Below are 26,619 nucleotides of genomic sequence, written 5' to 3' on the forward strand. Positions count from 1 at the left end.
AAGCGGGGCGATGATCGCCCATTCCTCGTCCGTCAATTCGTGGCGGCGCATCTCTCTCTCCCCTATCGAGAGAGGTTGAATCACGCTCCTAGCCGGCCCGCAAATTTATGGGGCCACTGCCTAGGCGCAGCAGCCTGCGCAGCAGAACCCGCGGCCGTGGCCGCGGGTCTGCCGGGTGGGGCTCTAGGATCAGGAGCGCTTGTCCATCTCGATCTGGCGGCGGATATAGGTTTCGAGCTGGAACGTCGGGCGCTCGTTCACATAGGCGTTGCGGCCCTGATAGCCCGGAGCACGCGGCGCGGACGCCGTGGCCCCGGACGTGGTGCGGCTGGCCTCATAGCCCGTACCCGGCACATAAGCCGGCGCGTTCGCCAGCGCCGTGGTGGTCAGGCCGGCGGCAGCAAGAGAAAGAGCCGTGGCGGTAAGAGTGGTTTTCCAGTTGAAAACGCTCATGTCGATTTATCCTCATATCTACATCTCTTGTCCTGACGTTTAATCAGTCAAAAGAATGTTCGACAGAATGGACGAGCAAAGGATTTTGCTCCGTTTTCCTGATACGACTGGTTGTGCCGTCATCGGATGAAGGCAGACTAAGTGGCGCCTGTCGCAGATGTTCTTCAGATGTGGCCGTGAATGTCTCGCAATGTGCCGAGACGGCGCGGGCTATACGATTTGTTACAATTTTTCCCAGCGGCCAGAAGGCGATGACGGTATGTAAAGGGCGTGGAGCTCGCCCATGGACGCCGTACCGCACATCGCCATCGTCGACGATCATCGCGATATTCGTGATCTGGTCGGCAAATACCTGCACCGTCACGGCTATCGGACCTCGCTCGCCGAAAACGCCGCGGCTTTCCGCCGCCTGATGGAGCGCAACGCCTTCGATCTCGTCGTGCTCGATGTGATGATGCCGGGGGAGGATGGGCTCTCGCTCTGCCGTTATTTGCGCGAATCCACGCAGCTTCCGGTGATCATGCTCACCGCGATGGCGGAGGAGACCGACCGCATCGTCGGGCTGGAGCTCGGCGCCGATGATTACCTGTCCAAGCCCTTCAACCCGCGCGAATTGCTGGCGCGCATCAAGGCGGTGCTGCGGCGCGTGCAGAGCCTGCCGCCCCAGCGCGGGCAGTTGAAGGCCAAGGAGGTCCGTTTCGATCGCTGGGTGCTGAATGTCGGGCGACGCGAGCTGATCGACCCGGAAGGGCTCGCCGTGCCGCTCAGCACCGCGGAGTTCCGCCTGCTCAGCGTGTTCCTGGACCATGCCGGGCTGGTGCTGAGCCGCGACCAGCTGCTCGATCTCACCGTCGGGCGCAGCGCGGAGCCTTTCGACCGGGCGATTGACAATCAGGTCAGCCGGCTGCGCAAGAAGATCGAGGAAGATCCCAAATCCCCGGTGATCATCAAGACCCATTGGGGCGGCGGCTACAGCTTCTCGGTCGAGGTGGACGGCCAATGACCCGGATCTGGAATCGCAGCCTCACCGCCCGCTTCGTCGCCGTCGTCCTGCTGGCGCTGGCCGTGTCGCAGGGCATCAGCTTCCTGCTGTTCACCGACGAGATCGGCGGCGCGCTGGTGCGGGCCGCCAAGACGGAATTCCTGAGCCGCACCGCCTCGGTGGCGCAGCTTCTGGAGACCACGCCGCCGGCGGTGCAGCAGGACATTCTGCAGGCGAGCGGCACCAGCTATACCCGCTTCTGGGTGTCGCCGAGCTTCCCGGGCGATGTCGACAGCTGGCGGCAGGAGGCGAAGCGGCGCCTTGCCGAGCCGTTGCCAGCGCTTGCCAATCTGACCGGCACCGAGCCGGCGACGCGAGAGCCGTCCTCTCCCGCGTCGATGCCCGCGCCGCAGGCCGCGAGCGTGGCCGGAACCGCGGTGACGACGCCCAATGGCGGCCCCGATGCCGGCTGGATCGACCTGCCGGCGCATGCCTGGCCGCTCTCGCGCCCCGCCAAGTTCATGTACTGGGGCGAGTCCTACGCGATGGGGCTCGCCGTGCAGTTGAAGGACGGCTCGTGGCTCAACAGCGCGATCGCCAAGAAGATGGTGAACAGCATGCTCACCGCGCGCTCGCTGATTTCCCTCGCGGTGACCGCGGTCATCCTCTCGCTCTGCGCCGCCTTCATCGCCCGCACCATGACCAAGCCGATGCGGCGCCTTGCGGCGGCGGCGGAAGCGCTGGGGCGGGGCGAGAGCGTGCCGCCGCTGTGCGAGAAGGGGCCGGACGACATCCGCCACACCGCCGTCGCCTTCAATCTCATGCAGTCGCGGCTTCAACGCTTCGTGGAGGACAGGACGCGCATGCTGGCGGCGATCGGGCACGATCTGCGCACGCCCATCACCTCGCTGCGGCTGCGCGCGGAGTTCGTTGCCGACGACGAGACCCGCGAAAAGATGCTCGGCACGCTCGACGAGCTGCGCGCCATGACCGAGGCGACCCTCGCCTTTTCCCGCGAGCAGGCGGCCGAGGAGCCCACCCGAAATGTCGATCTCACCGCGCTGGTCGGGAGCCTGTGCGACGATCTTGTCGAGCTCGGTCACGACATCACCTGTGCCGAGGCGCAGCAGATCAGCTATCGCTGCCGGCCGGACGCGCTGAAGCGGGCGATCCGCAATCTCGTGGAAAACGCGGTGCGCTATGGCGAACGCGCGCATGTCTTCCTGCGCGTCACGCCGCAGGCGATCGAGATCGTCGTCGAGGACGAGGGGCCGGGCATTTCCGCCGACGCGCTGGAGAAGGTGTTCGAGCCGTTCTTCCGCCTGGAGCATTCGCGCAATCGCGAGACCGGCGGCATAGGTCTCGGCCTGTCCATCTCGCGCAACATGGTGCGCCAGCATGGTGGCGATATCCTCCTCGCCAATACCGCGCGAGGTCTGCGCGCCACCATCAGCCTTCCCCCAACCAGCCCCGCGACGGCGGCGGCGGCGGAGCCGAAGCGGGCGGTGCGTTCCCGGCGGCGGGTCGGCCGGCCCATCGGCGCCACCGGCCGCACTCCCGCCGCGTAGGACGTTCGCTACGCGGCCTGCAAGACGGGACGGCTCACGGGCGGACGCCGGGCGTCTCCATCGCCATGCCGGCGGCACGCTGCATCAGATAGAGTTCCAGGGCGATGATGTCGTCCGATCCGGGCGCGAAGGGTTCGGCGCGCACCCCGACCATGCAGTTGCGCATCCGGCGCTGGAGCGAGCCGACGCCCTGCCATTCCAGCCGGTAGAGCGGATAGGCGGTCGGATGGCCCTGCGTCACCGCGCTGCCGGCCAGGCGGCCGCCCCAATTGGCGTCATGGCACTGGGCGCAGGCGAGATCGAGCTGGCCCATGCGCGTGTTGAACAGCTGCCGCCCGGCCTCGCGAAAGGGATCGAGGCGCGGCTCCTCCGGTGGGGTGATCGGCAGGCCGCGCGACTGATGGGCGACGACGGTGGTGAGGGCCAGCAGATCGTCGCTCTCGGCCGCGAGGGCTGGCGCATCCTGATGCTCGGCGCGGCATCGGTTGATGCGGCCGGCGAGATCGACGGGCTTGCCGCTCGCCGCGTCGAGGGCGGGATACCGCGCGGCCACGCCACGCATACTCGCCGCCGGGCCGTGGCAGTCGGCGCAGGAACGGCCCGCCGCTCCGGCCTTCTGCTGCCACAGCGCCTCTCCCTGAAGCACCCAGAGCATGCCGGGGTTGCTGGCATCGTCCGCCTGCATGGCCCGCGTCTCCGGTGCCATGAAGTCGCGCCCGGAGCGGCGCTCGGTCGGGGAGAGGCCCTGCGCGGCGACAGGGCCGGCGAGGGTTGCGAGTACCCCCACCAGGACGATGAGGCGCGCCGCGGGGCCCGGCATCAGCTCACCACGATCTCGGCGCTCGCCGTCATGGTCTCGCCGGTCTCGTCGGTCCAGGCGAAGGCGACTGTGCCGCTCTCAGTTGCCACAAGGCTGAACGACACGAAAGGATTGGCCGAGACCGCCGGGAAGAACTCGGCCGCAAACACCTCCTCCCCGCCATAGGTGCAGCTGAAGCGGGTGATGATGCGCCGGGGGATGGCCGCCCCGTTCGGGCCCATGCGGTAGCCCGTCTCCATCGGGTGGGCGATCATCGCGCGGATATCGACGATGTCGCCGCGCCGGGCCGTCTTCGGCACGCTGACGAGGGCTCGGGTGGGGGTGTCGCTCATGTCAGGTCCTCGATGCAGGCGGCGAGGGTGACGATGACATTCGCCTGGCTCGACCAGTAGCTGCCGTCGCTGAGCTCGGCGACCGCGACCACGGTCTGAGATGTGGCAAGGCGGATGCGGCTGGCGATGCGCGCCCGGCCATTGGCTGGTCCGAGATGGAAGACCGCGACCTCGGCCTGCGGGTTCTTCTCGTTGAACACGCCGATGCGCCGGACATGATCCGCCGCGGTCATCGGACTCTCGACCTCGACCGTCACGCCCACGGCGTTGCCGTTCTCGACCAGCGGCGGCACGGTGAGCGTCACCCCGCCCGCCTGGACCGGCGCGCCCCTGGCGAAGGTGGCGACCGCCTCGTGCAGCGAGGGCCGCGCCAGCGCCGGCAGCGGCAGCGCCAGCACGAAGAGGCCGGCGGCCCCGGCAAGCACCGCCCGCCGGTCCAGCGCCGTGCCGTCCGCGATCTCAGGCGTGGCGGCGTCCTCCATGAAATCACGAGCGACCGGATCACGAACCATGGGTTCACTCCTTCAGCGTCACGAGATAGGCGACGAGATGCTCGATCCCGGTGGCGTCGAGCAGCGGCCGGCCTCGCCAGGCGGGAGCGACGCGCACGCCCTCCCGGATGGCGTAATAGCTCGGCATGATACTCTCCCGGTTCAGCCGCTTCATGTCGACGATGCGCAGCCGGATCTGCCCCTCGCTCAGCCGCGCGCCGATGCCGTCAAGGCTCGGCGCGAGCGTGCCTTGAAACGGTTCCGGCACGCCGGGCGCTGCATGGCAGAGGATGCACAGGCTGCGGTGGCGGTCCTCCAGCAGTTTCCGCCCTTGAGCCGCATCGCCGCGCCGGCCGGCCAAGGGCTCTGCAATGGCGTCCCCGGAGACCACATAGGGCGCCAGCTCTACCGCCGCCGCGCCTTGCGCATGGGCCAGCGGCGCGCCGACGAGCACACACGCCGCGCCTATGGCCCACGCCGGGCGCCTCATCCGAACGCCTCGGCCGTGACGGTCTCGAACCATGCCTCACCATAAGCCGCCTCTTCCGCCCGCACGGCCGCGGGCGCGTCGAGCGGCGAGGTGCCGCCGGCGCCCTCGACCTCGGCCAGCAGGCCGTCGCGCGGGGTGTACACGCCGGCGATGGATATGCCGTAATCGGGCGCCAGCAGGCTGTAGCAGGTGTTGATCAGCTTGGGATCGCCGGGCGTCTCCCCGCGCAGCAGCGCGATGACCGCGCTGGCGCAGGCCTTGGCCTGGGCGTTGGCGGTAAAGGCGGATTTTGGCATCGCCCCGCCGATCGCCGCGTCGCCGATGACATGGATGTCAGGCACGAGGCGCGACTCGAAGGTCACGGGATCGATCGGGCACCAGCCCGTGGCATCGGCGACGCCGGCGATGGCGGCAATGGCCCCGGCGCGCTGCGGGGGAATGACATTGGCCACCGCCGCGCGATGCTCGCCGAACTCGGTGCGCAGGGTCCGCGTCGCCGCGTCCACCTCGGTGACGCCGCCGCCAAGCGACTCCCCGACCCATTCGATCCTGCCCGGATAGAGCGCGGCCCAGCCGGCCTCGAACAGGCGCTGCTTTGAGAAGGCGTCCTTGCGGTCGAGAATCAGGATCTTCGAACGCGGCTTGTGGCGCTGCAGATAGTTCGCGATCAGGCTCGCCCGTTCATAGGGACCGGGGGGACAGCGAAAGGGGTTGGCCGGCGCGGAAATGACTACCAGCCCGCCATCCTCCATGGCTTCCAGCTGGCGGCGCAGCAGCCGCGTCTGCTCGCCCGCCTTCCAGGCGTGGGGCATGAGATCGGCGGTCGCCTTGCCATAGCCGGGCAGCGCGTCGAACCGCAGATCGATCCCCGGCGCGACGATCAACCGGTCGAACGTCAGCCGCACCCCGTCGGCCAGCACGACCTCGCGCCGCTCCGGCTCGACGCGCGTCGCGGCCTGCGGCACATGGACGATGCCTTCCGCCGCGATCGCGGCATAGCCGAAATGCTGGCGCTTCATGTCGCGCAGCCCGGCGATGACGGCATTGCTGAGCGGACAGGCGGTGTAGCGCGGATTGGGCTCGACCAGCGTCACCGCGAGGCGCGGGTCCTCGCGCTTCAGGGCGCGGGCGGCGCTGGCGCCGGCAAATCCGCCGCCGATCACCACCACGCGCGGCGCCGCCTGCGCGCGCACGGCCGGGCTGCCGAGCGCCGTGAAAGCGCCGGCCGCCAGCCCCCGCAGCACGCGTCTACGGCTGAGCGGGGGCGTTGCCGCCGGCCGCGAAATAGTCGGCGAGGGCGCGGATTTCCTCATCGGTGAAGCCTTTGGCGATGCGCGTCATCACGGTCGAGCGACGCTCGCCCGAGCGGAAGGCCGCCATCTGCGACATGAAATGGTCGGCGGGCCTGCCGTTCAGGCTGGGAATGGGGCCGTTGCCGGCGGCGCGGGGATGGCAGCCCGAGCAGGAGGCGGCCCCGCGCGGCGGCGCGGCCTCTGCCGGCGCGAGGGCGATAAACAGCCCCAACGCCGGCAGAAGCAGACGGAGCACGCGCATCAGGACAGCTCGTGGTTCTTGAGCGGCAGGGTGCGGTAGCGCGTGCCAGTGGCGGCGAACAGCGCGTTGAGCACGGCGGGCGCGGCGACCGCGATGGTGGGTTCGCCCACCCCGCCCCAGAAGCCGCCCGAGGGCAGCATGATGGTCTCGACCGCCGGCATTTCCGCCATGCGCAGCACCTCATAGGTGTCGAAGTTCTCCTGTTCCATCCGGCCGCCCGCGACCGTGCATTCGCCATAGAGGCAGGCGGAAAGGCCGTAGACGAAGGAGCCCTCGACCTGCCGCTCCACCTGCGCCGGGTTCACCACATGGCCGGGGTCGGTAGCGGCGACGATGCGATGGATCTTCAGCTCGCCATCCTCCACGGACACTTCGGCAGCGGCGGCGACATAGGAGCCGAAGCCCATGATCTGGCCGAGGCCGCGGAAGCGCCCCGGCGCCGGCGGGGTCTGCCAGCCGATGCCATCGGCGGCGGCGTCCAGCACGGCGAGGTGCTTCGGGTGATTCGCCATCAGCTTGCGGCGGAAGGCGAGCGGCTCGGCACCGGCGGCGTGGGCCAGCTCGTCGATGAAGCACTCCACATAGATCGCGTTCTGGTTGAGGTTCACCCCGCGCCAGAAGCCCGGCGTCACCGGCGGGTTGCGCATGGCGTGATCCACCAGCAGGTTGGGCACGGTGTAGCCGAGATGGCCTTCCGGCGCCGATTGGGTGAGCCCCTGGAACACGATCGGGTCCATGCCGCCCTGCATGCCTTCCGGCCGCACCGCGGCGAGGATCGATTGGCCGGAAATGCGCAGGTGCAGCGCCGTCAGATTGCCGTCCGCGTCCAGCGCGCCGGTGAGCTTGGCCTGTGTCGTGGGATGATAAGCCCCGTGCAGCATGTCCTCCTCGCGCGTCCACAGCAGTTTCACGGGGGTGCCCGGCATCTGCCGGGCGATGCTGACCGACTGGCGGACATAATCCTGGAAATTGCCGCGCCGGCCGAAGCCGCCGCCCAGATGCAGCTTGTAGATCTCGCACTGGCCGACCGGCAGGCCGGCGGCCTCCGCCGCGGCGGCAAGGCTCGCCTCGCCGTTCTGCGTCGGCACCCACACCTCGCATTTGTCAGCCGTCCACAGCGCGGTGGCGTTCATCGGCTCCATGGTGGCGTGGTTCTGATAGGGGAAGGCGTAGGTGGCAGTGATCACCTTGCCGCCGGCGGCGGCCATGCGAGCAAGTTCGGCCTTGGCATCGCCCTGGCGGTTGCCGACGAAGGCGTCCTCGGCCTCCAGCCCCTCCGCCAGCATCTGGCGGATGGCGGTGCTGGAGAGGTCCTTGTTGGGGCCATCCTCCCAGGTGACGGGCAGCGCATCGAGCGCGGTCTTGGCCCGCCACCAGGTATCGGCGACCACGGCGACGGAGCGGTCATCGACCCGCACCACCTTTTTGACCCCCGGCATCGTCTCGATCGCCGCCGCATCGAAGCTTGCCAGCGTGCCGCCGAACACCGGGCAGGCCTTGATGGCGGCGTTGAGCATGTTCGGCAGCGTGAGGTCGGCGCCGTAGATCTGTTTGCCGGTGAGCTTGTCCAACGTGTCGAGGCGCGGCAGCGGCTTGCCGGCGATCTTCCAGTCCTTCGGGTCCTTGAGCGTGATTTCGGTCGGGGGCGTCAGGCGGCCTGCCGCTTCGGCTACCTCGCCATAGCGCAGCGTGCGCCCGGTGGGTGCGTGGGTGATGACGCTGCCGGCCGCCGTGCATTCGCCCGCCGGCACGCCCCAGCGCGCGGCCGCGGCGGCGACGAGCATCTGGCGCGCGGCGGCGCCGCCCTTGCGCACATAGTCATGGGAATCGCGGATGCCCCGGCTGCCGCCGGTGGAATAGCTGCCCCAGACGCGATCGCGCCTCAGGTTCTCGCCCGGCGGGGGATACTCCGTCGTCACCTTCGACCAGTCGCCTTCCAGCTCCTCGACCACGAGCTGGGCGAGGCCGGTGAGCGTGCCCTGGCCCATCTCGGAGCGGGCGATGCGGATGATGATGGTATCGTCGGGCTTCACCACCACCCAGGCGTTGATCTCTGGGGAGATGCCGGTCTCCTGCGCCAGCGCCGGGCCGGCGAACGGGACGTGAAAGCCGAGCGACAGACCGCCCAGAGTGGCGGCGGAGCCGACGAGGAAATTGCGGCGCGAGACCGAGGCGGGAGTGTGCGCGGGATGGACGTTCATCGTGCTCTCCTCAGCCGGCCTTGCCGTCGGCCGCCATATGGATGGCGGCGCGGACACGGTTATAGGTGCCGCAGCGGCAGATATTGGTGATCTCGGCGTTGATGTCCTCGTCGGTCGGCGACGGATTGGTCTCCAGAAGGCTCGCCACCGCCATGATCATGCCGGTCTGGCAATAGCCGCACTGGGGAACGTCGAGCGCCAGCCAGGCCTTCTGTACCGGGTGCGAGCCGTCCGGCGACAGGCCCTCGATGGTGACGATCTTCTGGTTCGCCTCGATGGCCGAGACCGGCATCACGCAGGAGCGCGTCGCCACGCCGTCAATATGGACCGTGCAGGCGCCGCACTGGGCGATGCCGCAGCCGAACTTGGTGCCAGTGAGCCCGACCTGCTCGCGCAGCATCCAGAGAAGCGGCGTATCGGGGTCGACCTCGACCGTGTGCGTCTGCCCGTTGACGGTGAGCTGGACCATCATGACCTCCCGGCTGGAGAAAGGGTGTCGGCCGGCCCCGGCAAGGGCGCGGCGGTGTTCATCGGCCGGGCAACGCTAGGCGGGCGGTGTCGCAGAAGCGTGCCGCCCGCCCGGCCTATTGTCGCGAGCTGTCGCGTCTTCGGGCCTTGATAAGAATTGATACAAACTGGGTGGGCGGCGGTGCCCGGCGCTACACCGCGGCCGCGAAGGGATCGACCGCGAAATAGCCGGCGTGGCGGATGTCGCTCAGCAGGTCCGGTCCGGCGGGCGTCCATCGCAGGCGCTCTTGCGTCCACGCGCTGGACACCGGCTGATGCATCGACGCGAAGCCGAGAAACCAGCCGAAATGCGCGCGCGCCTCGTCGCCGGTAAGCGACACGCAAGGCACGTCCAGCCCTTCACCGATCGCATGGGCGATGTCGCGGAACGCGATGCCGGTCTCGGCGGCGGCATGGAAGGTCGCGGCGCCCGGCCCCTGCTCGACGGCAAGCCTGAAGGCGCGGGCTGCGTCGCCCACATGCACGGCGGGCCAGACATTCGCGCCCTCGCCGAGATAGGCCGAGCGGCCGTTGCGTCGGGCCAGATCGATCAGCATCGGCACGAAGCCGTGATCGCCGCATCCGTGGACGCTCGGCGGCAGGCGCATGATGGCGGTGGGGATGCCGCTTGCCGACAGGCGCCGCGCCGCGCTGTCGGAGGCACGGGGATAGGCGGCCGAGGGGGGCGGCGCGAGGTCGCTTTCGGTTGCTGCCCGACCTTCGACGCTAAGCCCGGCAAGGCCGGCGGTGACGATGAACGGCTTGCCCGTCCCCTCGATCGCGGCGCCCATGGCCTCGATCGCCGCCTCGTCAATCGCGCAGGATGCGGCGAACCGCGCGAAGTCGTGGACGAAGCCGGTGTGGATGATGGCGTCGCAGGCCCGTGCGCCCTCCTGCAGCGTTTTCGGGACCGCCAGATCGCCGATCAGGCTCCGCGCGCCCTTTTCCTCCAGCCCGGCGGCGCGCTCCTGCGAGCGCGCGAGGCCCAGAACCTCGTGGCCGTGAGCGAGCAGTTCCCCCGTCACGGCGGCGCCGACGAAGCCGGTGGCGCCGGTAACAAATACACGCATGACCCTTCTCCTTCTTGTCGAGAGGGAGATTAGGCGTCAGGATATATCCAGTTAAATATGTGACTTTATACGGGTATAATGGCTAACATGACTGATGTCGGCGGCGACGCGAACCGTTTGGGCGCTTTTCTGAAGGACCGGCGGCTTCGGCTCGACGCAACCGCGCTCGGCCTGGGCGGTCGTCGCCGGACGCCGGGCCTCCGGCGCGAGGAAGTCGCCCAGCGCGCCCATATCAGCACCACCTGGTACACCTGGCTGGAGCAGGGGCGCGGCGGCGCTCCCTCTGCGCGTGTTCTGGACAGTCTCGCCACCGCGCTGATGATGACCGAGGCGGAACGCGAGCACCTGTTTCTTGTCGGCCTCGGTCACCCGCCGAAAGCCCGCCATCCGTCGCGCGAGGGCATTTCCGGCCGCCTCCAGCGCCTGCTCGATGCCTTGCCGCTGATGCCGGCGACGATTGCCACCGCCACATGGGACATCATCGGCTGGAACCGCGCGGCCCGGCTGGCCCTCGCCGACTACGAAGCCATGGCGCCCGAGGCACGCAACATCCTGCGGCGGATCTTCCTCGATCCGGCCACGCGCGGGGCGCAACTCGACTGGGAGCCGGTGGCGCGCTTCCTCGTCGCCACCTTCCGCGCCGAAACCGCCCGCACCGGGGAAAATGCGCGCGCGGCCGAGCTGGTCGCCGAGCTCTCCGCCGCCAGCCCCGACTTCGCGCGCCTGTGGAGCGAGAACGACGTCACCCTCACCGGCGACGGCGCCAAGACGATCCGCCACGCGGCGGCGGGGGAACTTTCCTTCGAATTCTCGTCCTTCGCCATCGACGGCCGGCCGGACCTCCGGCTGCTGGTCTATGTGCCGGCCGATGCCGCCACGCAGGACAGGATGCGCCACCTGTGCGGCACGCAATGACGGGCGCTTCGGGGTCCCTCGACACGCGGCGCTTCCAAGGGCCAGCGCCGCCTTCACCCTCGGGCGGGAGGCCGGCGTCGGTCCCCGGCGATTCACGGCAACCAGCGATCCTCCCCGCCGTCGGGGCGGCTGATCTCCTTGACGAGGCGCATCGGCGCCGGCGCGGCGCATGGCGGCTGCGGCGCGATCGTCGTGGCGGGCTCCACCGCGGTGTCCTCATCGTCAAGGAGGGCGACGGGCGTGCACACCCGATAGGTCGCCTGCAGGTTGGGCGAGGCCTGCGGCGCTTCCGCGGCGATGGCGGGCACCAGCACCAATAGGCTGACGGCCAGCGCACAGAGTACGCCTTCCACCAGCAGGGCCTCGCCGAACCGGACCCGTGTCACGCGGTGCCCGACATAGTCCGGCTCCCGATCTTCCTCTCGCCTGGTCATGACGTTCCTTCCGTCGGTCGCGGTGCGATACCGAGGGAAGGCTAGCGGGAACCTGTCGCGCAGATTGCGCCGCTGAACCGCAATTTTGTCGTGACCTGTCGCGGGAGCGGATGCGCATACGAACTGTTACAATTTCGGCGCGGGGGTCCTCAGCCGATGGACGCCGTGTCGGGATTCAAGGTCGTCCGTTCCTTTCAGGGGCCGGTGCGCAGGCAGGCCCCATCAACCCCGCTCTGCATCGCGCTCCCGGAACAGGCGGGAGCGTCCTGCCAATCGGCCGAGGCCGCCTTGCGTGAGACGGATGGTTGCCGCACAATCTACGTTCCGGAAAACAGCCGGCCGAGGTCGACGCTTCTGCGCGTGTCGCGATCGAGATCGAGCCTGTCCTCGACATTGCCGAGATGCTCCTCCATCAGCGCGGTGGCGCGGGCGCTGTCGCCTTCAAGGATGGCGTCGAGGATCATCTGGTGTTCGTGGTGCGAGCAGCTGGGCTGTCCCGGCTTCTCATAGACCAGGATCACCAGCGCCTCGCGGGTGATGAGCTCGCGCAGGAAGCGCAGCAGGATGTCGTTGCCGGCCATCTCGGCCAGAAGCACATGGAATTCGCCGGATAGCCGAACCATCTCGTGCCAGTCGCGGCGCGCCTCGGCGGCGACCTCCAGCGCGATATGGCGTTTCAGCGTGGCGAGTTCCGCCTTGCCGAGCCGGCCGGCCAGCAGCCGCACGATGGTGCCCTCGATGCCGCGCCGGGCGGCGAAGATTTCGCGCGCTTCCTTCGGCGTCGGCTGGAAGACCGAGGCTCCCTTGTTGGGCTCGATCGTCACCAGCCCGGCATAGGCCAGCCGCGAGAACACCTTGCGGATGCGGGCGCGGCTGACCCCGAAAATCTGCCGCATCTCGTCCTCGCGCAGTCGCGTGCCCGGCGGCAGGTCCTGCGCGGCGATGGCGGCGTAGATCTTCGCGTAGATGGCGTCGTCCGTGGCGCCCCCGCGCTCGTCATCCTGTGCCTGCGCAACCTCTGCCACGTCGCCGATCCCGTTCTTGCGCGCCATCGCCCACCGTGGCGATCACCCTGGCATGTAGACATGTAGTGGATTGGATGTCGAGAGGAATGCCCATTTTTGTTGCAACGCCAGCAAATTATTCGTGCACATAACCGGATTGTTTTGTCGACAATCAGCTATATGATTATCGACATAAACCGGCGCGCTGGCGCCGCCTCCGCTCCCGTGAGGTCGCCCATGTCGCTCGTTCAAGCCGACGATTCCCCGATACCGGCTGTTGCGCCGGCCGGCACCGTGGCCCGCCGCCGCCCGCTGCTGCCGGTGCTCGTTCTTCTGGGGCCGGTGGTGCTGTTCTTCCTCGCGGTATTCGTCATCCCGGTCGGGCTGATGGTGCGCTACAGCTTCCTGCAGCAGCTTCCCGACGGCACGCTGACCGGCAGCTTCACCTTCGCCAATTACATCCGGCTCGGTGCGGTGGATCTCTATCGCAACGTCGTCATCACCACGCTGCGCATCAGCCTGCTCACCACCCTCGGCGCCATGCTGCTGGCCTACCCGCTGGCGATGGTGATCGCGCGTGGCCCGGCGGTGATCGGACGGGCCATCACCGTGCTGGTGATCGCGCCGCTGCTGGTGAATGTCGTGGTGCGCGCCTATGGCTGGCGCATCATCCTCGGCAACGGCAATGGCGGCGTGCTCAACTGGGCACTGTCATGGGTCGGCCTCGGTCCGGTCGAGATCCTCTATACCGAATGGGCGGTGGTCATCGGCTCGATGCAGGTGTTCCTGCCGATGATGGTGCTGCCGCTCGCCGCCGCCATCGGGCGCATCGATCCGGCGGTGGAGGACGCCGCCCGCACGCTCGGCGGCTCCAGCCTTGCGGTGTTCCGCCGCGTGACCCTGCCGCTCAGCGTACCGGGCCTCGGCGTCGGCTGCACGCTGGTGTTCTCGCTCACCGCCTCGTCCTTCATCCTGCCGGCCCTGCTCGGCGGCAGCTTCACCAAGATGCTCGGGACGCTGGTCGAGGAGCAGATCCTGACCGTGTTCGACTGGCCGTTCGGCGCCGCCATCGCCACCGCCATGGTACTGATCGTTATGGCGATCAACCTCGCCTACATGACATTGATCGAGCGACGCTTCCGCTCCCGTGCGACGGAGGGCGCGTGATGTCGGAAAACGGTCTCGGTCGCGCCGCGCCGCTCATCTACACGCTCACCGGCTTCATCGTCCTTTTCCTGCTGCTGCCGCTGATCTTCCCGATCGTGCTGTCGATCTCCGACACGCCGTTCGTCACCTTCCCGCCCAAGGGTTTCACCCTGGAGTGGTACGGCAAGGTGCTGCAGGACCCGGACTTCACCACGTCCTTCGGCTTCAGCGTGCTGCTCAGCACCACGGCGGCCTGCGGCGCGGTCCTGCTCGGCACGCCGACCGCCATCGGCCTCGTGCGGCTGTCCTTTCCCGGCAAGGCGCTGGTGCAGGCGCTGGTGCTCTCGCCGCTCATCTTCCCCTCGCTGGTCACCGGCATCGCGCTGCTGCGGCTGTTCTCGTCGATCGGTTCGAACGATGCCTTCCTCAATCTGTGGATCGGCCATGTGCTGGTAACGACGCCCTATGTGGTGCGCACCGTCTCGGCCAGCCTGGTGGTGGTCGATCCCGGACTTGAGGAAGCGGCCCGCACGCTGGGCGCTGGCAGGTTTACTGCCTTCTGGCGCATCACCCGGCCACAGATCATGCCGGGGCTGGTGGCCGGCGCGCTGTTCGCCTTCGTGACCTCCTTCGACAATTACGCCGTCTCGATGTGGCTGTTCGATGCCTCGCATGTGCCGCTGCCGATGATGATGCTCTCGCTCATCAGCCGCATGTTCGACCCCGGCATCGCCGCCATCGCCTCGCTGATGATCTTCTTCTCGCTGTTCATGGTGCTTCTGCTGGAACGCCTCGCCGGCCTGAGACGCGCCATGAGCTTCTGAACGCCCGCTTCCTACCCCATCGCCTGCCATTCCCATCGCTGCGCGCGGCCCGGCCGGAGCGCAAACCCGGAGACTTGCCATGACGACCTCCACAGTTGCCTCCAAGGTGCTTTCGACCAGCCTCAGCCGCCGTCGCCTGCTCAAGGCGGGCGCGGCGACCGCCGCCGGCCTCGCCGCCCCCAGCTTCTTTGTCCGCAATGCCTGGGCCGCCGGCAAGACCATGCAGATCGGCATCTGGGGCGGCGTGCAGGGCGAATTCATCCGCAAATCCGTGCTGCCGGCCTTCGAGAAGGAGTTCGACTGCAAGATCGACGCCCAGCAGGGCTCGACGCTCGGCCAGATCGCACTGCTGCGCGCCGGCAAGGATGCGCCGAAGTTCACCGTGATGTTCGTCGACGATCTCGGCGTCGAAATCGCCAAGCGCGAGGGCCTGATCGACCCGCTGCCCAAGGACAAGATGCCCAATCTGGCGAAGGTCTATCCGCGCTTCATCTACAATGACGGCTACGGCGTCGCGCTCGCCATCTCCTCGGCCGGGCTGTTCTATAATCCGCAGGCCACCAAGCCGCTGGAAAGCTATGCCGAATTGTGGGACCCGCGCTTCGCCCGCAAGGTCTCGCTGGTCGGCACCAAGACCACGCCGAGCGTGTTCACCGTGATCATCGCCGCCGCCATCGCCAGCGGAAAGCCCTACAAGGAAGCGCAATATCTCGCCGATCAGGCCTGGCCCAAGCTCCGGGAGCTGAAGCCGAACGTGCTGAACCTCTACAGCACCGATGACGCGCCGCTGCTGGTGGCACAGGGCCAGGGCGCCATCGGCGGGCCGGAATATTCCAAGTACGTCTATCCCTACAAGCTCAAGGGCGCGAGCATCGACATGTGCTTCCCCAAGGAGGGGGCCTTCGCCGGCGTGAACTGCCAGATCCTGGTGAAGAACGCGCCGAATGCCGATCTCGGCGCCGAATTCATGAACCGGATGCTGGATCCCGCGGTCCAGCAGGGCCTCGCCGAGACCGCGCTCGCCGCGCCTGCCGTCGGCGGCCTCAGCTTCAAGCCGGAGATCGCCGGCCTGCTCGCCTATCCCGAGAGCAAGATGGACGAACTCGGCCTGTTCAGCCCGGATTGGGCCTATGTGAACTCGGTCCGCTCCAGCTGGATCGAGAACCTCAACCAGATCTTCACGGCATAACGGCAATGAACCCGCACCCCGAACAGGCGGTCCGCGCGGCCGACATTGCCGTGGACGACGTGCAGAAGACCTATGGCGGCCACCGCGCCGTGCACGGGGTCAGCTTCACCATCGAGCCGGGGCACGTCCTGTCCCTGCTCGGCCCCTCGGGCTGCGGCAAGACCACGATCATGCGGATGATCGCCGGCCTTATCGATCCCAGCGCCGGCGATATCCGTATCGCCGGCCGCTCGGTCACCCGGACGCCGGTGCATCATCGCAATATCGGCATGCTGTTCCAGAACTACGCCCTGTTTCCCCACCTCACCGTCGCCCGCAACCTCGCCTTCGGGCTGGAAATGCGGAAGGTGCCAAAGGACGAGATCGCCCGTCGCGTCGCGGCGACGCTCAATACCGTGCGGCTGTCCTCCTTCGCCGACCGGCTGCCGCACCAGCTTTCCGGCGGCCAGCAGCAGCGCGTCGGCCTCGCCCGCGCGCTGATCGTCGAGCCCTCCGTGCTGCTGCTCGACGAGCCGTTCGGCGCGCTCGACAAGAAGCTGCGCGAGAACATGCAGATCGAAATGCGCCAGCTGCAGCAGCGGCTCGGCATCACCACGCTCATGGTCACCCACGACCAGGACGAGGCGCTTACGCTGTCCGACCGGGTCGCGGTGATGAACAATGGCCGCATCGAGCAGGTCGGCACGCCGCGAGAGGTCTATGAGAACCCGGCGACCCGTTTCGTCGCCAGCTTCATCGGCACCTCCAATTTCTTCCACGGCCGGGTCACCCGCCGCGAGGCCGGCGGCTATCTCGTGACCACCGAGGACGGCCTCACCCTCGCGCTGGACGGCACGCCGCCGGCGGATGGGCGAGCCACCATCGCGCTGCGCCCGGAATCGGTGCGGATCGCGCCGGCCCATGGCGAGGCGGGCCCGAACGCGGTGCGGATGACCGTCGAGCAGGTGGTCTATCACGGCGTCAGCACGCATTATTATTTGCGCCGGCCCGGCGAGGAGCCGCTGATCGCGGTGCGCCAGAACGATGTCGTCGAGGCCGGCGCGCCCGATATCGGACCGGGCAGCGAGGTGCTGGCGAGCTGGGCGTCCGAGCGAAACCGGCTGGTGCGGGAGGACGCGGCGTGAGCCTCTCCTCACTGCGCCCGGCGTATCGCGCCGCCCTCGGCATGATCACGCCCTCGGCCAATCTGGTGGTCGAGCGGGTGACCTGCGCGATCCTGTCCGATTTCCCCGAGGTGTCCGGGCATTTCTCGCGCACGCCGGTGTTCGGCGCCCGAGACCTTTTCCCCGACGATTACGACTGGGATGGCATGCTCGCCGCCGCCCGGCTGCTGGCGCAGGCGCGCCCCGATGTCATCGTTTGGAACGGCAGCAAGGGCGCGACGCTTGGCTTTGCCACTGACCGAGAATTCTGCCGCCGCGTGAGCGAAGAGACCGGCATTCCCGCCACCACCTCGTCGCTCGCATTGGAAGCGGCTCTCGGCAGCCTCGGTGCCCGCCGCATCGCGGTGGTCGCTCCCTATGCCACCGACTATCAGAAGAAACTCGTCGCCGGCTTCGCGCGCGAGGGGCTGGAGGTCGTCGCCGAGGCGCATTCCGGCATCGCTGATAATCTCGACTATGCCGGCGTGCCCGACACCGCGATCGCGTCCATGATCCGCGACGTCGGCGGGGCGAAGCCCGACGCCATCCTCACCTGGTGCACCAATTTCCCCGCCGCCTATGTGGTCGATGCGCTGGAGCGTGAACTCGGCATCCCGATCCTCGATTCCGTGACGCTGGCGGTGTGGCACGGCTTGCACATGGCGGGCCGCGCCGACCTGCGTGGGCGGCGCTGGGGCCGGCTGTTCGACGGGCCGGCGTCATGAGCACGCTGTTCCGGGGTGTCCATCTGCTCGAACTCGACGGCGATCGTGGCATGTCGCCGGCCACCGACGTGCTGGTCGCGGGCGAGCGCATCGCCGCCGTCGGCCCCGATGCCGCCGCGCTCGCCCCGGCGGACGCCCGCGTCATCGATGGCCACGGCAAGCTGCTGATGCCTGGCCTCATCAACGCGCATTTCCATTCGCCGGTGAACCACATGAAGGGGCGGCTCGACAGCCTGCCGCTGGAAATCTTCATGCTGTACGAATCCCCGGCGCTGGAAGCGCTGCGACCCACCCCGCGCGAAGCCTATATCCGCACGCAGCTCGCCTGCGCCGAGATGCTGAAGACCGGCGTGACCGCGGTGCAGGACGACGCGTTCTTCATCCCGGAGCCGACCGCCGACATCATCGACGCGGTGATGCAGGCCTATGCCGATAGCGGCATCCGGGTGTCGCTCGCCCTCGACGAGCCGAACCTGCCCGAACTCGACAAGCTGCCCTTCCTCAAGGAACTGCTGCCCGCCGATCTGCGGGCGGAGCTGGCAAAACCCCGTGCTTTCGGCATGGAAAGCCTGCTCGGCATGTACCATCACCTCATCTCCCGCTGGCACGGTGCGGAGAACGGCCGGCTGCGCGCCGCTGTCTCCTGCTCGGCGCCGCAGCGCGTCTCGATCGACTATTTCCACGCGCTGGACGATCTCAGCCGCCGCCACGGCCTGCCCTTCTACGCGCATATGCTGGAGACCAAGCTCCAGCGCGTGCTGGGCCACGAGCGCTTCGACGGCCGCTCGCTGATCCGCTACGTGTCCGATCTCGGCCTGCTGTCGAGCCGCATGAACATCATCCACGCCATCTGGGTCGACGAAGACGATCTCGACCGGATCGCGCGCGCCGGTTCAGTAATCGCGCATAACCCGATCAGCAATCTGCGGCTCGGCAGCGGGGTCATGCCGTTCCGCGCCATCCGCAAGCGCGGCATCCCGATCTGCCTCGGCACCGACGAGGCCATCGCCGACGACGCGGTGAACATGTGGGCGGTCGCCAAGATGGCCGGACTGATCCACAACATCGCCGGCCCGGACTATGAGAGCTGGCCGCACGCGCGCGAGATACTCGACGGCCTGCTGCGTGGCGGCGCCCGCGCCATGGGATTGCAGGACGAGCTCGGCCTCATCGCGCCGGGCCGGCTCGCCGATCTGACGCTGGTCGATCTCGATACCCTTGCCTTCAGCCCCTTGAACGATCTGCACCGCCAGCTGGTCTATTGCGAGAACGGCAGCTCTGTCGTGCTCACCATGGTCGCCGGCCGCATCGTGTTCGACGACGGCCGTCTCACCACTCTGGACGAGCCCGCGCTTCGCGCCGAAGCGCGCGAGCTGTTCGCCGCCCGCGCGCCGGCACTGCGAACCGCCGCCCAGGCCGCCGAGCGGCTGCTTCCCTTCTACCGCGCCATGTACGCCAAGGCCGCGGCCTCGGATGTCGGCATGAACCGCTGGGTCGGCGATGCCGGTCCACGTCATTAGGAACAGATCGATGTCCGCCACCCCGTTTGCCACCCAGCTTGCCACCCACGGTCGCTACGGTTTTTCCTCGATCAGGGACCGCCCGACCTATCGCTGGCCCAATGGCGCCGGCCTCGCGGTCTATGTCGCGGTCGGCGTCGAGGAATATTCCTTCGGCGAAGGCATGACCGAGGACCTGTTCCCCGGCGCCTCGAAGCCCGATCTCGTCAACACCTCCTGGCGCGATTACGGCAATCGCGTCGGTGCGTTCCGGCTGTTCGAGCGCCTCGCCGCGTTCGGCATCAGGCCGGCGGTGCTGCTGAACACGGCGGTGTACGACCACGCGCCGGCGGTGATCGCTGCGGCGCGCGAGATCGGCGCCGAACTGGTGGCGCATGGCATCAGCAATTCCGACACGCTGGCCGGCATGGACCCGCAGGCGGAGGCCGCCTATCTGCGGGCCGCGGTCGAGCGCATCCGCCGCGAGGAAGGCGCCCCGCCCGCCGGCTGGTCGAGCCCCTGGCTCGCCCACAGCCCGGCGACGCTCGATCTGCTGGCGGCGGAAGGCTTCAAATATGTCGCGGATTTCCGCATGGACGACCAGCCGGTCTGGCTGACGACCCAGACCGGCCGGCTGATGTCGATGCCCTATGCGCTGGAGCTCAACGACAGCACCACCATCATCGGCCGTCAGGCCAGCGCCCGCGACTTCGCCGAGATGATCATCGACGAGTTCGACGAGATGCTGCAGGCCTCGCGCACCCAGCCGCTGGTGATGAGTGTGGTGGTGCACTCCTTCATTTCCGGCCAACCCTTCCGCCTGCGGGCGCTCACAAAGGCACTGGAACACATCGCCGCCCACGGCGACGACATTTGGCTGGCCCGGCCGGGCGACATTGCCGGATGGGCCGAAAAATGGATGAACCCAGCCCGATAGATCCGATCCGATCATGCGACCGAGGGTCCGCTTCCACCGAATCGCCTCTCGTCTCGCTACGAGGGGCCGCATAAGGCGGCTAGAGCAATCCCCGCAAAAGCGTATCCCGATTTTGCGAAAAGAGATGCGCTAGGCCGCCAGCTGGGCCGTGCCGGCTGTGCGGGCAATGTGTCGGGCCGTCGGGATGAAAAAAGACCTGTCCGATTTGGACGGGTCTTTGATCCTGTTCAGGATTTTGGTTGCGGGGGTGCGCAGCCCCCTATGCCGGCACTTCCTGGAAGTGGCGGTGTAGAGGTGCGGAAATCCGGCACTCGTCTGCGATCTCGTGGACATGCCGCCCTGTCACGCGCCCGCGCCTTGGCCGCCGCAGCGCTTTCCGCCTCGACGGGCCCGCCCGCCACAGGGGCGTCATCCTCCATCGGCCATCGCATCACACCCGCTTGCCAGCACCGCCGAAGTCCACGATGGTTGCATGGATCGACGCCGGCACCCTCTGGTCGGCGTTTCGCGGGCGCAGCGGGAACGGGCGCGATGGGCGACGTGGCTGGGAGCGAGGCGCGCGGCGCCATTGGCTGGCGATGGGTTGGGCTCGTCTTCCTTATCGTCGTGCTGTGGTCGCTGTTCGGCATATTGACCCGACCCATGGGCGGCCATCTCGCCGCCTTCTGGCCGGCTAATGCGGTCCTGCTGGGTCTCTTCATAAGGCTGCCGGAGCTTGCCGGACCGCGCGGCTGGTCCGCCGCGGTGCTCGGCTATCTGGCGGCAGACATCGCCACCGGCAGTTCCCTGGACAAGGCCGCGCTGCTCACCTTCGCCAACCTCATCAGCGTAGCCGCCTGCCTCCTCGCCTTTCGGCGCGTGCCGACGGAGCATGTCGCGCTGTCCCGGCCTTTCTCCGTACCGATCATGGTGGGGGCGCTGGTGTTCGGTGCAGTCGCCTGCGGCGCGGTCGGCACCGGAATGGCTCTGCGCACGATCGGGATCAGAACTAGGCAGAGCCATAGGTGTCAGGCCAGGAAACCTCCGAGCTGGGCGAGCAGTTCGGCCGGGGCCTCCTCCGGCAAATAGTGTCCGCACGGCAGGCTGCCGCCGCGCACGTCCAGAGCCTTCTCGCGCCAGGTGGCAATCACATCGTAGGTGGAACCCACCACGCCCTTAGCTCCCCACAGCACGAGGAGGGGAGCGGCAATTCTGGCGTCCGCGTCCGCCGCATCGTGCGTGAGGTCGATACCGGCCGATGCGCGATAGTCCTCGCAGACGGCGTGCAGCGTCTCGCGCGTGTAGCACCGCTGATACTCGGCAAAGGCGGCGGGATCGATAGCACCAGGCGTCTTGTTCTGCTTGGCGATGTGGGTCTCGACATAGAAGTCGAGATTGTTGCCGATCAGCGTCTCGGGAAGCGGCGCCGGCTGGATGAGGAAGAACCACCACATATAGCGGGTAGCAAAATCCTTGGTCGCTTTGGCGTACATGGTGGCGGTCGGAGCGATGTCGAGCAAGGCCGCCTTCGTCACGACATTGGGATGGTCGAGCAGCAGGCGGTGCAGCACGCGCCCTCCACGGTCGTGGCCCACGGCGGCGAAGCGGGGAAAACCGAGATGGCGCATCACCTCCACCTGATCCTCGGCCATCTCCCGCTTGGAATAGGCGATGTGATCCGGGCCGCCGTCGGGCTTGGAGCTATCGCCGTAGCCGCGCAGGTCGGTGATGACGACGGTGAAATTCCGCGCCAGCGCCGGCGCCACCTTGTGCCAGCAGACCATCGTCTGCGGATGGCCATGCAGCAGAAGGAGCGGCGGCCCGCTGCCGCCGACCACGGTGTTGATCTCGGCGCCCGACGTGCTGATGCGCTGCTGGCGGAAGCCGGGGAGAAGCCTCGCGATGCCAGTGTCGTCCATGGGTCTGGTCTCCGTGGAGAAGGCGGTTCGGGGCAGAAGGCCGGCGCCCATCATGCCGGCGATCGAGGCGCCGCTGGAGAGGAGATTTCGGTGCGACAGGCGGTCTGGCCGGGTTGCAGGCGCGTTGCTGCGTTGGGTCATCGGCGTTTGCTCCCTGGTTTTGTTGTGGGCCGGCGGGTCAGTAGAGGACCTTCATCCGCAGCGTCGCGACGACGATCATGATGGCCCCGCCTACTTGCGTGGCAATCTGGGCGAAGGCCATCAGTCCCATGCGGTTGGAGACGCTGAGAATGGCCACGTCGCCCGTCGGGCTGTCGGCGGCGGATGGGACGGCTCAGGCGAGCCAGGGGTTCTCGGCGCGATGGCGGGCCTCGAACGCCCGGATCGCGTCGGCCTCCTCGAGTGTCGTTCCCACAGCATCGAGCCCGCGCAGAAGCGCCTCCTTGCGCAGTGGCTCGATCTCGAACGGGATCTCCTCGCTAGTGGCCACGATGCTCATGCGCTCCGCCGGCAGATCGATGCGCAGGCGGTTGGTCTGCGGCTGCGCCACCAGGGCGGCGATGCGCTCCACCACGGCCGGATCGAGGCCGATGGTGAGCAGACCGTTGTTTCGGCAGTTGTCGCCGAAGATTCCGGCGAAGGAAGTGCCGATCAGCGCGCGGATGCCGAGCTGCGCGAGGCCCCAGACCGCATGTTCACGGCTGGAGCCGCAGCCGAAATTGGGGCCGACCACAAGAAAGCGCGCCTCCTCATAGCCCGGCCGGTTGAGGATGAAGTCCGGCTCCGGCGCGCCGTCCGCCCCGAAGCGCAGAAGGTTGAACACGCCCCGGTCGAGGCCGGCGCGGTCGATCCCCTTCAGGAACGTCTTCGGCATGATGACGTCCGTGTCCACATTGGGCAGGAGAAAGGGCGCGGCGACGCCCTCCACGCTCACGAAAGGCTGCATGGCTCTGGCTTTCTGGCGGGTGCCGCGAAGTGGCGGACGTCGGTGATACGGCCGGTGACGGCGGCGGCGGCCACCATGGCGGGGCTCATCAGGTGGGTGCGCGCGCCGGCGCCCTGGCGGCCCTCGAAATTTCGATTGGTGGAGGAGGCGCAGCGGTCGCCGGGCTTCAGCACGTCGTCGTTCATGGCGAGGCACATAGAGCAACCGGACTGGCGCCACTCGAAGCCCGCCTGCCGGAAGATCTCAGCCACGCCCTCCGCCTCCGCCTGCGCCCGCACGGCGGTGGAGCCCGGCACGACGATGGCGCGCACGCCCGGCGCCACCGTGCGGCCCGCAAGCACCCGGGCGGCGGCGCGCAGGTCCTCGATGCGCGCATTGGTGCAGGAGCCGATGAAGGCATGACTGACCGGGATGGCGTCGAGCGGCGTGCCGGGCTTGAGGTCCATATAGGCCAGAGCCCGCTCGGCCGCCCGTCGCCGGGCGGGATCGGGCTCCGCCTCGGGCGCTGGGATACGCCCTGCCACCGGCGTCACCTGGTCCGGACTTGTGCCCCAGGTGACCATGGGCGCGACCTCCCCCACGTCGAGGGAGAAGCTCCGGTCGAAGCGGGCGCCAGGGTCGGAGGCAAGGCCCGCCCAGGCGGCCAGTGCCTGCTGCCACAGCACGCCACGGGGCGCGCGGGGGCGCCCCTCGACGTAGCGGAACACCTTGTCGTCCGGCGCCATGACCGCGCCCCGGGCGCCGGCCTCCACGATCATATTGGCGAGCGTCATGCGTTCCTCCACCGAGAGCGCGAAAAGCGCCGGTCCGTCGAACTCCACCGCATGGCCGACGGCCCCATCGGCGCCGATGCGGCGGATCACCTCCATCACCATGTCCTTGGCGGTGACGCCGAGACCCGGCACGCCATGAAGGGTGATGCGCATGGTCTTGAGGCGGCGGTAGACGAGGGTCTGCGTGGCCAGATAATGCTCGATGTCCGAGGTGCCGATGCCGAAGCCCAGCGCCCCCAACGCGGCATAGGAGGTGGTGTGACTGTCGCCGGCCGCCACGACCATGCCCGGCAGCACCAGTCCCTGCTCGGGCGCCACCACGTGCTCGATACCCTGGCGTGGGTCCAGGACGTCGATCAGCTCGATGCCGAAGTCGCGGGCGTTCTGCGCAAAATAGGCAGCCTGCCGGGCCGCTCCGGCTGGGCATCTGCGCTGTCCGATGCGGCGTGGTGGGGTTCACGTGATCAACCACCATCAGCGCGGCAGCGGGATTCCACACCTTGCAGCCCCTCTCGCGGAGGCCGCTGAAGGCCTGCGGGCTGGTGTATTCGTTGAGGATGGTGCGATCCACATAGAGCAGAACGCGGTCCTTGTCGTCGAGCGCCCGCACCGTATGGGCGGCCACGATCTTGTCATACAGCGTGCGGGGCCCTGCCATGCTCGCTCCCCTCCGTGACGATTGTCGCGCAGAGCATGGCGAATGGGCCGGGGTCACTCCAATGCCGGCTGGCTATATCGTTATGCGCCCCGTGCATTACGACCTGGGATATGACGGCGGCAATGCCGCGATGATGGCAGGAACCAGAGGTGAACCCATGGAGATCGCGTGGCTGGAGGACTTCCTCGCCGTGGCCGGGTCCGGGAGCTTCTCCCGTGCCGCGGAGGAGCGGCACATCACCCAGCCGGCACTGAGCCGGCGGATCCGCGCGTTGGAGGACTGGGCGGGCACGCCGCTCTTCTTCCGCACCACCCACAAGGTGGAGCTGACGCCCGCCGGTGACAGCTTCCGGCAGACCGCGGAGGACGTGTTGCGGCGCCTCGCGGTCGGCCGCTCCGTCGCCCGTGAGCAGGCAAGCGGGACCATGGAGCAGTTGCAATTCGCCGCCACCAATGCGCTGGCACTGACCTTCTTTCCCGGCTGGCTGCGCACCGTCGAGCACCGGCTGCGGTTCGTCGCCAACATCCAGCTCGTCGCCAATCACATGGTGGCCTGCGAGCGCCTGATGCTGCAGGGGCAGGCGCAGTTCCTGCTGGCCCACCACCACCCGGCCGCCGATACACTGCTGACGCCGCGCCAGTTCCTGTCCCATCCCGTTGGTGTGGACGTGCTCATCCCCGTCTCTGCTCCGACGGGAGAAGGCGGCAGTCCGTCCTTCGCCTTGCCGGGAACCGAGGAGCAGCCATTGCCCTATCTCTCCTACCGGCCGGAATCCGGCATGGGCCGCATCATCGCGGCGGTGCGCGAGGGTGCGCCGGACAGGGCTTTCCTGCGGTCCTGTTTCCAGTCCCATGTGGCCAAGCTGTTGGTAACCATGGCGGTGGAGGGGCGAGGGCTGGCCTTTCTCCCGAAGAGCCTCATCGGCGAGGAATTGGCGCAGGGCACGCTCGTCCGCGCCGGCGACACCACATGGGACATTACCATAGAGATTCAGCTCTTCCGCCCGCGCACGCGCCTTTCGAGCACCGCTGAGGCTTTCTGGGCCGCCGTTGCAGGTGATCTGAACCGCCGATAGCCGCCGGCAATCTCTCCCCGATTGCTCACTATTCGACGCGGTCTCGGACCTGCTGATCACTCCGCTGTCACCCGCGTTGACGCGCGAGACGTGGTGAAAAACAGGGGCCAGTTCTTGATGGAGGAATCCGCTCCTTGAGGGGCCCTTTACGTTTTGTAGCGTCCCCGAAGGAGCGGCTCGAGCAGTCCGATCTCGTGCCAGAGTCGCCTGCCTCGCTGCGAGGCTAGCGTCCTAAAGGAGAGCATACACTCCCAGTTGCCGCAGAGGTCGCGGCTTGACTCGGAACTGGGTCTTTGAAGGTCGCCTGCCAGTCAAAGGGTAGTCGGTAAATTTACCAGGTCTCCCCCGCTACCACGCCAGCATACGCCGGCCGATCAGCGCGCCGACGACAGTGATGAAGCCGATGGCCAATCCGTACCAGACCAGCACGAAGAGCGGGGAATCGTCGACGCAATGCAGCGCGTAGAGCGCGGCTCCAAGGCTACCGGCCAGCGCGCCGCCAGCCGCGCCCGCAAGCATTGGGTGCTCCGGCGCCCCGCGCTTCAATGCGTAGAGCATGGACGCCAGTACCGGGGCAGCCATCAACGTCACGAGAACCAGACAATAGATTGCGTTGTGGCCGATGAGGCCTGGCATCCAACTTGGTGGCGGCGTGACGACGAGTTCCGCGACCACCCCCAGAAGCAGGGCGCCGGCTGGGATGGAGAGCGCCCAAACCAAAGCCCGCGCATCCGCGCCCGGACGCACGAGACGCAGCGCCAACCAGAGTAAGGCCGCAGCCAGTGACAGCGTGACAACGAATTTGAGCAGGACGCGTGGCTCCAGCATCAATCCCGGCATGCCTGCGCGTGGCGCCAGGATCAGCGCGAACAGCGCGACCGCTCCCGCCAGCCCGATGCCGAGCGCACGCGCAAGGCCGCTTTCAAGGCTGCGCTCCCTCCGCGTATCGGCGGCAAGGCCGCGTATGAGATCCTCGGTCCTCACGT

The 26,619-nt window shown here is 68.0% G+C and carries 28 protein-coding genes and 1 pseudogene; 12 read left to right on the top strand and 17 right to left on the bottom strand.

The genetic code is table 11. From position 1 onward, the window contains the following. Positions 1 to 189: 189 nt before the first annotated feature. Positions 190 to 453: a hypothetical protein gene (locus VRZ77_RS17360; protein WP_414593864.1), complete on the bottom strand. Its 264-nt coding sequence runs from the start codon at positions 451 to 453 to the stop codon at positions 190 to 192. A gap of 283 nt (positions 454 to 736) precedes the next feature. On the opposite strand from VRZ77_RS17360, the gene VRZ77_RS17365 reads away from it, so the two are divergent. Then, positions 737 to 1,456 carry a response regulator gene (locus VRZ77_RS17365; protein WP_414593865.1) on the top strand — a complete coding sequence of 240 codons (720 nt, stop codon included), beginning with the start codon at positions 737 to 739 and terminating at the stop codon, positions 1,454 to 1,456. After that, on the top strand, positions 1,453 to 3,003 hold the full coding sequence (locus tag VRZ77_RS17370) for a sensor histidine kinase (protein WP_414593866.1): 1,551 nt from the start codon (positions 1,453 to 1,455) through the stop codon (positions 3,001 to 3,003). The genes VRZ77_RS17365 and VRZ77_RS17370 overlap by 4 nt, the downstream gene beginning before the upstream one ends. Positions 3,004 to 3,037: 34 nt before the next feature. Here the strand turns inward: VRZ77_RS17370 and soxA are convergent, their stop codons facing one another. The 9 genes from soxA to VRZ77_RS17415 all read right to left on the bottom strand — a co-directional run bounded on the left by soxA (position 3,038) and on the right by VRZ77_RS17415 (position 10,468). Then, positions 3,038 to 3,823, bottom strand: coding sequence for a sulfur oxidation c-type cytochrome SoxA (gene soxA, locus VRZ77_RS17375; protein WP_414593867.1), 786 nt, complete (start codon positions 3,821 to 3,823; stop codon positions 3,038 to 3,040). Beyond that, on the bottom strand, positions 3,823 to 4,155 hold the full coding sequence (gene soxZ / locus VRZ77_RS17380; RefSeq protein ID WP_414593868.1) for a thiosulfate oxidation carrier complex protein SoxZ: 333 nt from the start codon (positions 4,153 to 4,155) through the stop codon (positions 3,823 to 3,825). The genes soxA and soxZ overlap by 1 nt, the downstream gene beginning before the upstream one ends. Further along, complete coding sequence (locus tag VRZ77_RS17385; protein WP_414593897.1) at positions 4,152 to 4,637, bottom strand: SoxY-related AACIE arm protein; 486 nt, start codon at positions 4,635 to 4,637, stop codon at positions 4,152 to 4,154. The genes soxZ and VRZ77_RS17385 overlap by 4 nt, the downstream gene beginning before the upstream one ends. 34 nt (positions 4,638 to 4,671) lie before the next feature. Further along, positions 4,672 to 5,136 carry a sulfur oxidation c-type cytochrome SoxX gene (gene soxX, locus VRZ77_RS17390; protein WP_414593869.1) on the bottom strand — a complete coding sequence of 155 codons (465 nt, stop codon included), beginning with the start codon at positions 5,134 to 5,136 and terminating at the stop codon, positions 4,672 to 4,674. Continuing rightward, entirely contained in the window at positions 5,133 to 6,380 is a 1,248-nt protein-coding gene (locus tag VRZ77_RS17395; protein WP_414593870.1) for an FCSD flavin-binding domain-containing protein, read from the bottom strand. The genes soxX and VRZ77_RS17395 overlap by 4 nt, the downstream gene beginning before the upstream one ends. 4 nt (positions 6,381 to 6,384) lie before the next feature. Next, positions 6,385 to 6,690, bottom strand: a complete 306-nt coding sequence (locus VRZ77_RS17400; RefSeq protein WP_414593871.1) for a c-type cytochrome — start codon at positions 6,688 to 6,690, stop codon at positions 6,385 to 6,387. After that, complete coding sequence (locus VRZ77_RS17405) at positions 6,690 to 8,891, bottom strand: molybdopterin cofactor-binding domain-containing protein (RefSeq protein WP_414593872.1); 2,202 nt, start codon at positions 8,889 to 8,891, stop codon at positions 6,690 to 6,692. The genes VRZ77_RS17400 and VRZ77_RS17405 overlap by 1 nt, the downstream gene beginning before the upstream one ends. 10 nt (positions 8,892 to 8,901) lie before the next feature. After that, positions 8,902 to 9,360, bottom strand: a complete 459-nt coding sequence (locus VRZ77_RS17410) for a (2Fe-2S)-binding protein (RefSeq protein WP_414593873.1) — start codon at positions 9,358 to 9,360, stop codon at positions 8,902 to 8,904. A gap of 190 nt (positions 9,361 to 9,550) precedes the next feature. After that, complete coding sequence (locus tag VRZ77_RS17415) at positions 9,551 to 10,468, bottom strand: SDR family oxidoreductase (RefSeq protein ID WP_414593874.1); 918 nt, start codon at positions 10,466 to 10,468, stop codon at positions 9,551 to 9,553. Between the two features lie 87 nt (positions 10,469 to 10,555). Between VRZ77_RS17415 and VRZ77_RS17420 the strand changes: the two genes are divergently transcribed. Further along, positions 10,556 to 11,383: a helix-turn-helix transcriptional regulator gene (locus VRZ77_RS17420; protein ID WP_414593875.1), complete on the top strand. Its 828-nt coding sequence runs from the start codon at positions 10,556 to 10,558 to the stop codon at positions 11,381 to 11,383. 92 nt (positions 11,384 to 11,475) lie between these two features. On the opposite strand, the gene VRZ77_RS17425 is transcribed toward VRZ77_RS17420, so the two are convergent. Together VRZ77_RS17425 and VRZ77_RS17430 are read right to left on the bottom strand one after the other, a co-directional pair. Then, complete coding sequence (locus tag VRZ77_RS17425; RefSeq protein ID WP_414593876.1) at positions 11,476 to 11,817, bottom strand: hypothetical protein; 342 nt, start codon at positions 11,815 to 11,817, stop codon at positions 11,476 to 11,478. Between the two features lie 317 nt (positions 11,818 to 12,134). Continuing rightward, the gene (locus VRZ77_RS17430; protein ID WP_414593877.1) at positions 12,135 to 12,869 is read right to left on the bottom strand and encodes a GntR family transcriptional regulator; all 735 of its coding nucleotides are present in this window, start codon (positions 12,867 to 12,869) and stop codon (positions 12,135 to 12,137) included. A gap of 189 nt (positions 12,870 to 13,058) precedes the next feature. Between VRZ77_RS17430 and VRZ77_RS17435 the strand changes: the two genes are divergently transcribed. The 8 genes from VRZ77_RS17435 to VRZ77_RS17470 all read left to right on the top strand — a co-directional run bounded on the left by VRZ77_RS17435 (position 13,059) and on the right by VRZ77_RS17470 (position 21,351). Then, positions 13,059 to 13,988, top strand: coding sequence for an ABC transporter permease (locus VRZ77_RS17435; protein ID WP_414593878.1), 930 nt, complete (start codon positions 13,059 to 13,061; stop codon positions 13,986 to 13,988). After that, the gene (locus VRZ77_RS17440) at positions 13,988 to 14,791 is read left to right on the top strand and encodes an ABC transporter permease (protein ID WP_414593879.1); all 804 of its coding nucleotides are present in this window, start codon (positions 13,988 to 13,990) and stop codon (positions 14,789 to 14,791) included. The genes VRZ77_RS17435 and VRZ77_RS17440 overlap by 1 nt, the downstream gene beginning before the upstream one ends. Positions 14,792 to 14,870: 79 nt before the next feature. Next, a complete protein-coding gene (locus VRZ77_RS17445) occupies positions 14,871 to 15,980 on the top strand; it encodes an extracellular solute-binding protein (RefSeq protein ID WP_414593880.1) in 1,110 nt (369 codons plus the stop codon). A gap of 5 nt (positions 15,981 to 15,985) precedes the next feature. Then, complete coding sequence (locus VRZ77_RS17450) at positions 15,986 to 17,104, top strand: ABC transporter ATP-binding protein (protein WP_414593881.1); 1,119 nt, start codon at positions 15,986 to 15,988, stop codon at positions 17,102 to 17,104. Beyond that, entirely contained in the window at positions 17,101 to 17,847 is a 747-nt protein-coding gene (locus VRZ77_RS17455; RefSeq protein WP_414593882.1) for an aspartate/glutamate racemase family protein, read from the top strand. The genes VRZ77_RS17450 and VRZ77_RS17455 overlap by 4 nt, the downstream gene beginning before the upstream one ends. Continuing rightward, the gene (locus tag VRZ77_RS17460) at positions 17,844 to 19,367 is read left to right on the top strand and encodes an amidohydrolase family protein (protein ID WP_414593883.1); all 1,524 of its coding nucleotides are present in this window, start codon (positions 17,844 to 17,846) and stop codon (positions 19,365 to 19,367) included. The genes VRZ77_RS17455 and VRZ77_RS17460 overlap by 4 nt, the downstream gene beginning before the upstream one ends. A 10-nt stretch (positions 19,368 to 19,377) precedes the next feature. Then, positions 19,378 to 20,283, top strand: a complete 906-nt coding sequence (locus tag VRZ77_RS17465; protein WP_414593884.1) for a polysaccharide deacetylase family protein — start codon at positions 19,378 to 19,380, stop codon at positions 20,281 to 20,283. Positions 20,284 to 20,814: 531 nt separating this feature from the next. Next, positions 20,815 to 21,351, top strand: a complete 537-nt coding sequence (locus VRZ77_RS17470; protein ID WP_414593885.1) for a hypothetical protein — start codon at positions 20,815 to 20,817, stop codon at positions 21,349 to 21,351. On the opposite strand, the gene VRZ77_RS17475 is transcribed toward VRZ77_RS17470, so the two are convergent. The 4 genes and pseudogenes from VRZ77_RS17475 to leuC all read right to left on the bottom strand — a co-directional run bounded on the left by VRZ77_RS17475 (position 21,291) and on the right by leuC (position 24,558). Next, a complete protein-coding gene (locus VRZ77_RS17475) occupies positions 21,291 to 22,181 on the bottom strand; it encodes an alpha/beta fold hydrolase (protein ID WP_414593898.1) in 891 nt (296 codons plus the stop codon). The two genes, VRZ77_RS17470 and VRZ77_RS17475, sit on opposite strands and share 61 nt — an antisense overlap. 178 nt (positions 22,182 to 22,359) lie before the next feature. Beyond that, entirely contained in the window at positions 22,360 to 22,479 is a 120-nt protein-coding gene (locus VRZ77_RS17480; RefSeq protein ID WP_414593886.1) for a 2-hydroxycarboxylate transporter family protein, read from the bottom strand. Positions 22,480 to 22,515: 36 nt separating this feature from the next. Next, positions 22,516 to 23,127 carry a 3-isopropylmalate dehydratase small subunit gene (gene leuD / locus VRZ77_RS17485; protein ID WP_414593887.1) on the bottom strand — a complete coding sequence of 204 codons (612 nt, stop codon included), beginning with the start codon at positions 23,125 to 23,127 and terminating at the stop codon, positions 22,516 to 22,518. Then, a pseudogene (leuC, locus tag VRZ77_RS17490) lies at positions 23,112 to 24,558 on the bottom strand (3-isopropylmalate dehydratase large subunit). The gene leuD and the pseudogene leuC overlap by 16 nt, the downstream one beginning before the upstream one ends. A gap of 61 nt (positions 24,559 to 24,619) precedes the next feature. On the opposite strand from leuC, the gene VRZ77_RS17495 reads away from it, so the two are divergent. After that, on the top strand, positions 24,620 to 25,633 hold the full coding sequence (locus VRZ77_RS17495) for a LysR family transcriptional regulator (RefSeq protein WP_414593888.1): 1,014 nt from the start codon (positions 24,620 to 24,622) through the stop codon (positions 25,631 to 25,633). Between the two features lie 348 nt (positions 25,634 to 25,981). Here the strand turns inward: VRZ77_RS17495 and VRZ77_RS17500 are convergent, their stop codons facing one another. Continuing rightward, on the bottom strand, positions 25,982 to 26,617 hold the full coding sequence (locus VRZ77_RS17500; RefSeq protein WP_414593889.1) for an NrsF family protein: 636 nt from the start codon (positions 26,615 to 26,617) through the stop codon (positions 25,982 to 25,984). Positions 26,618 to 26,619: the final 2 nt, after the last annotated feature.

This window comes from Ancylobacter sp. G4_0304 (assembly GCF_047501495.1).
GTDB lineage: Bacteria > Pseudomonadota > Alphaproteobacteria > Rhizobiales > Xanthobacteraceae > Ancylobacter.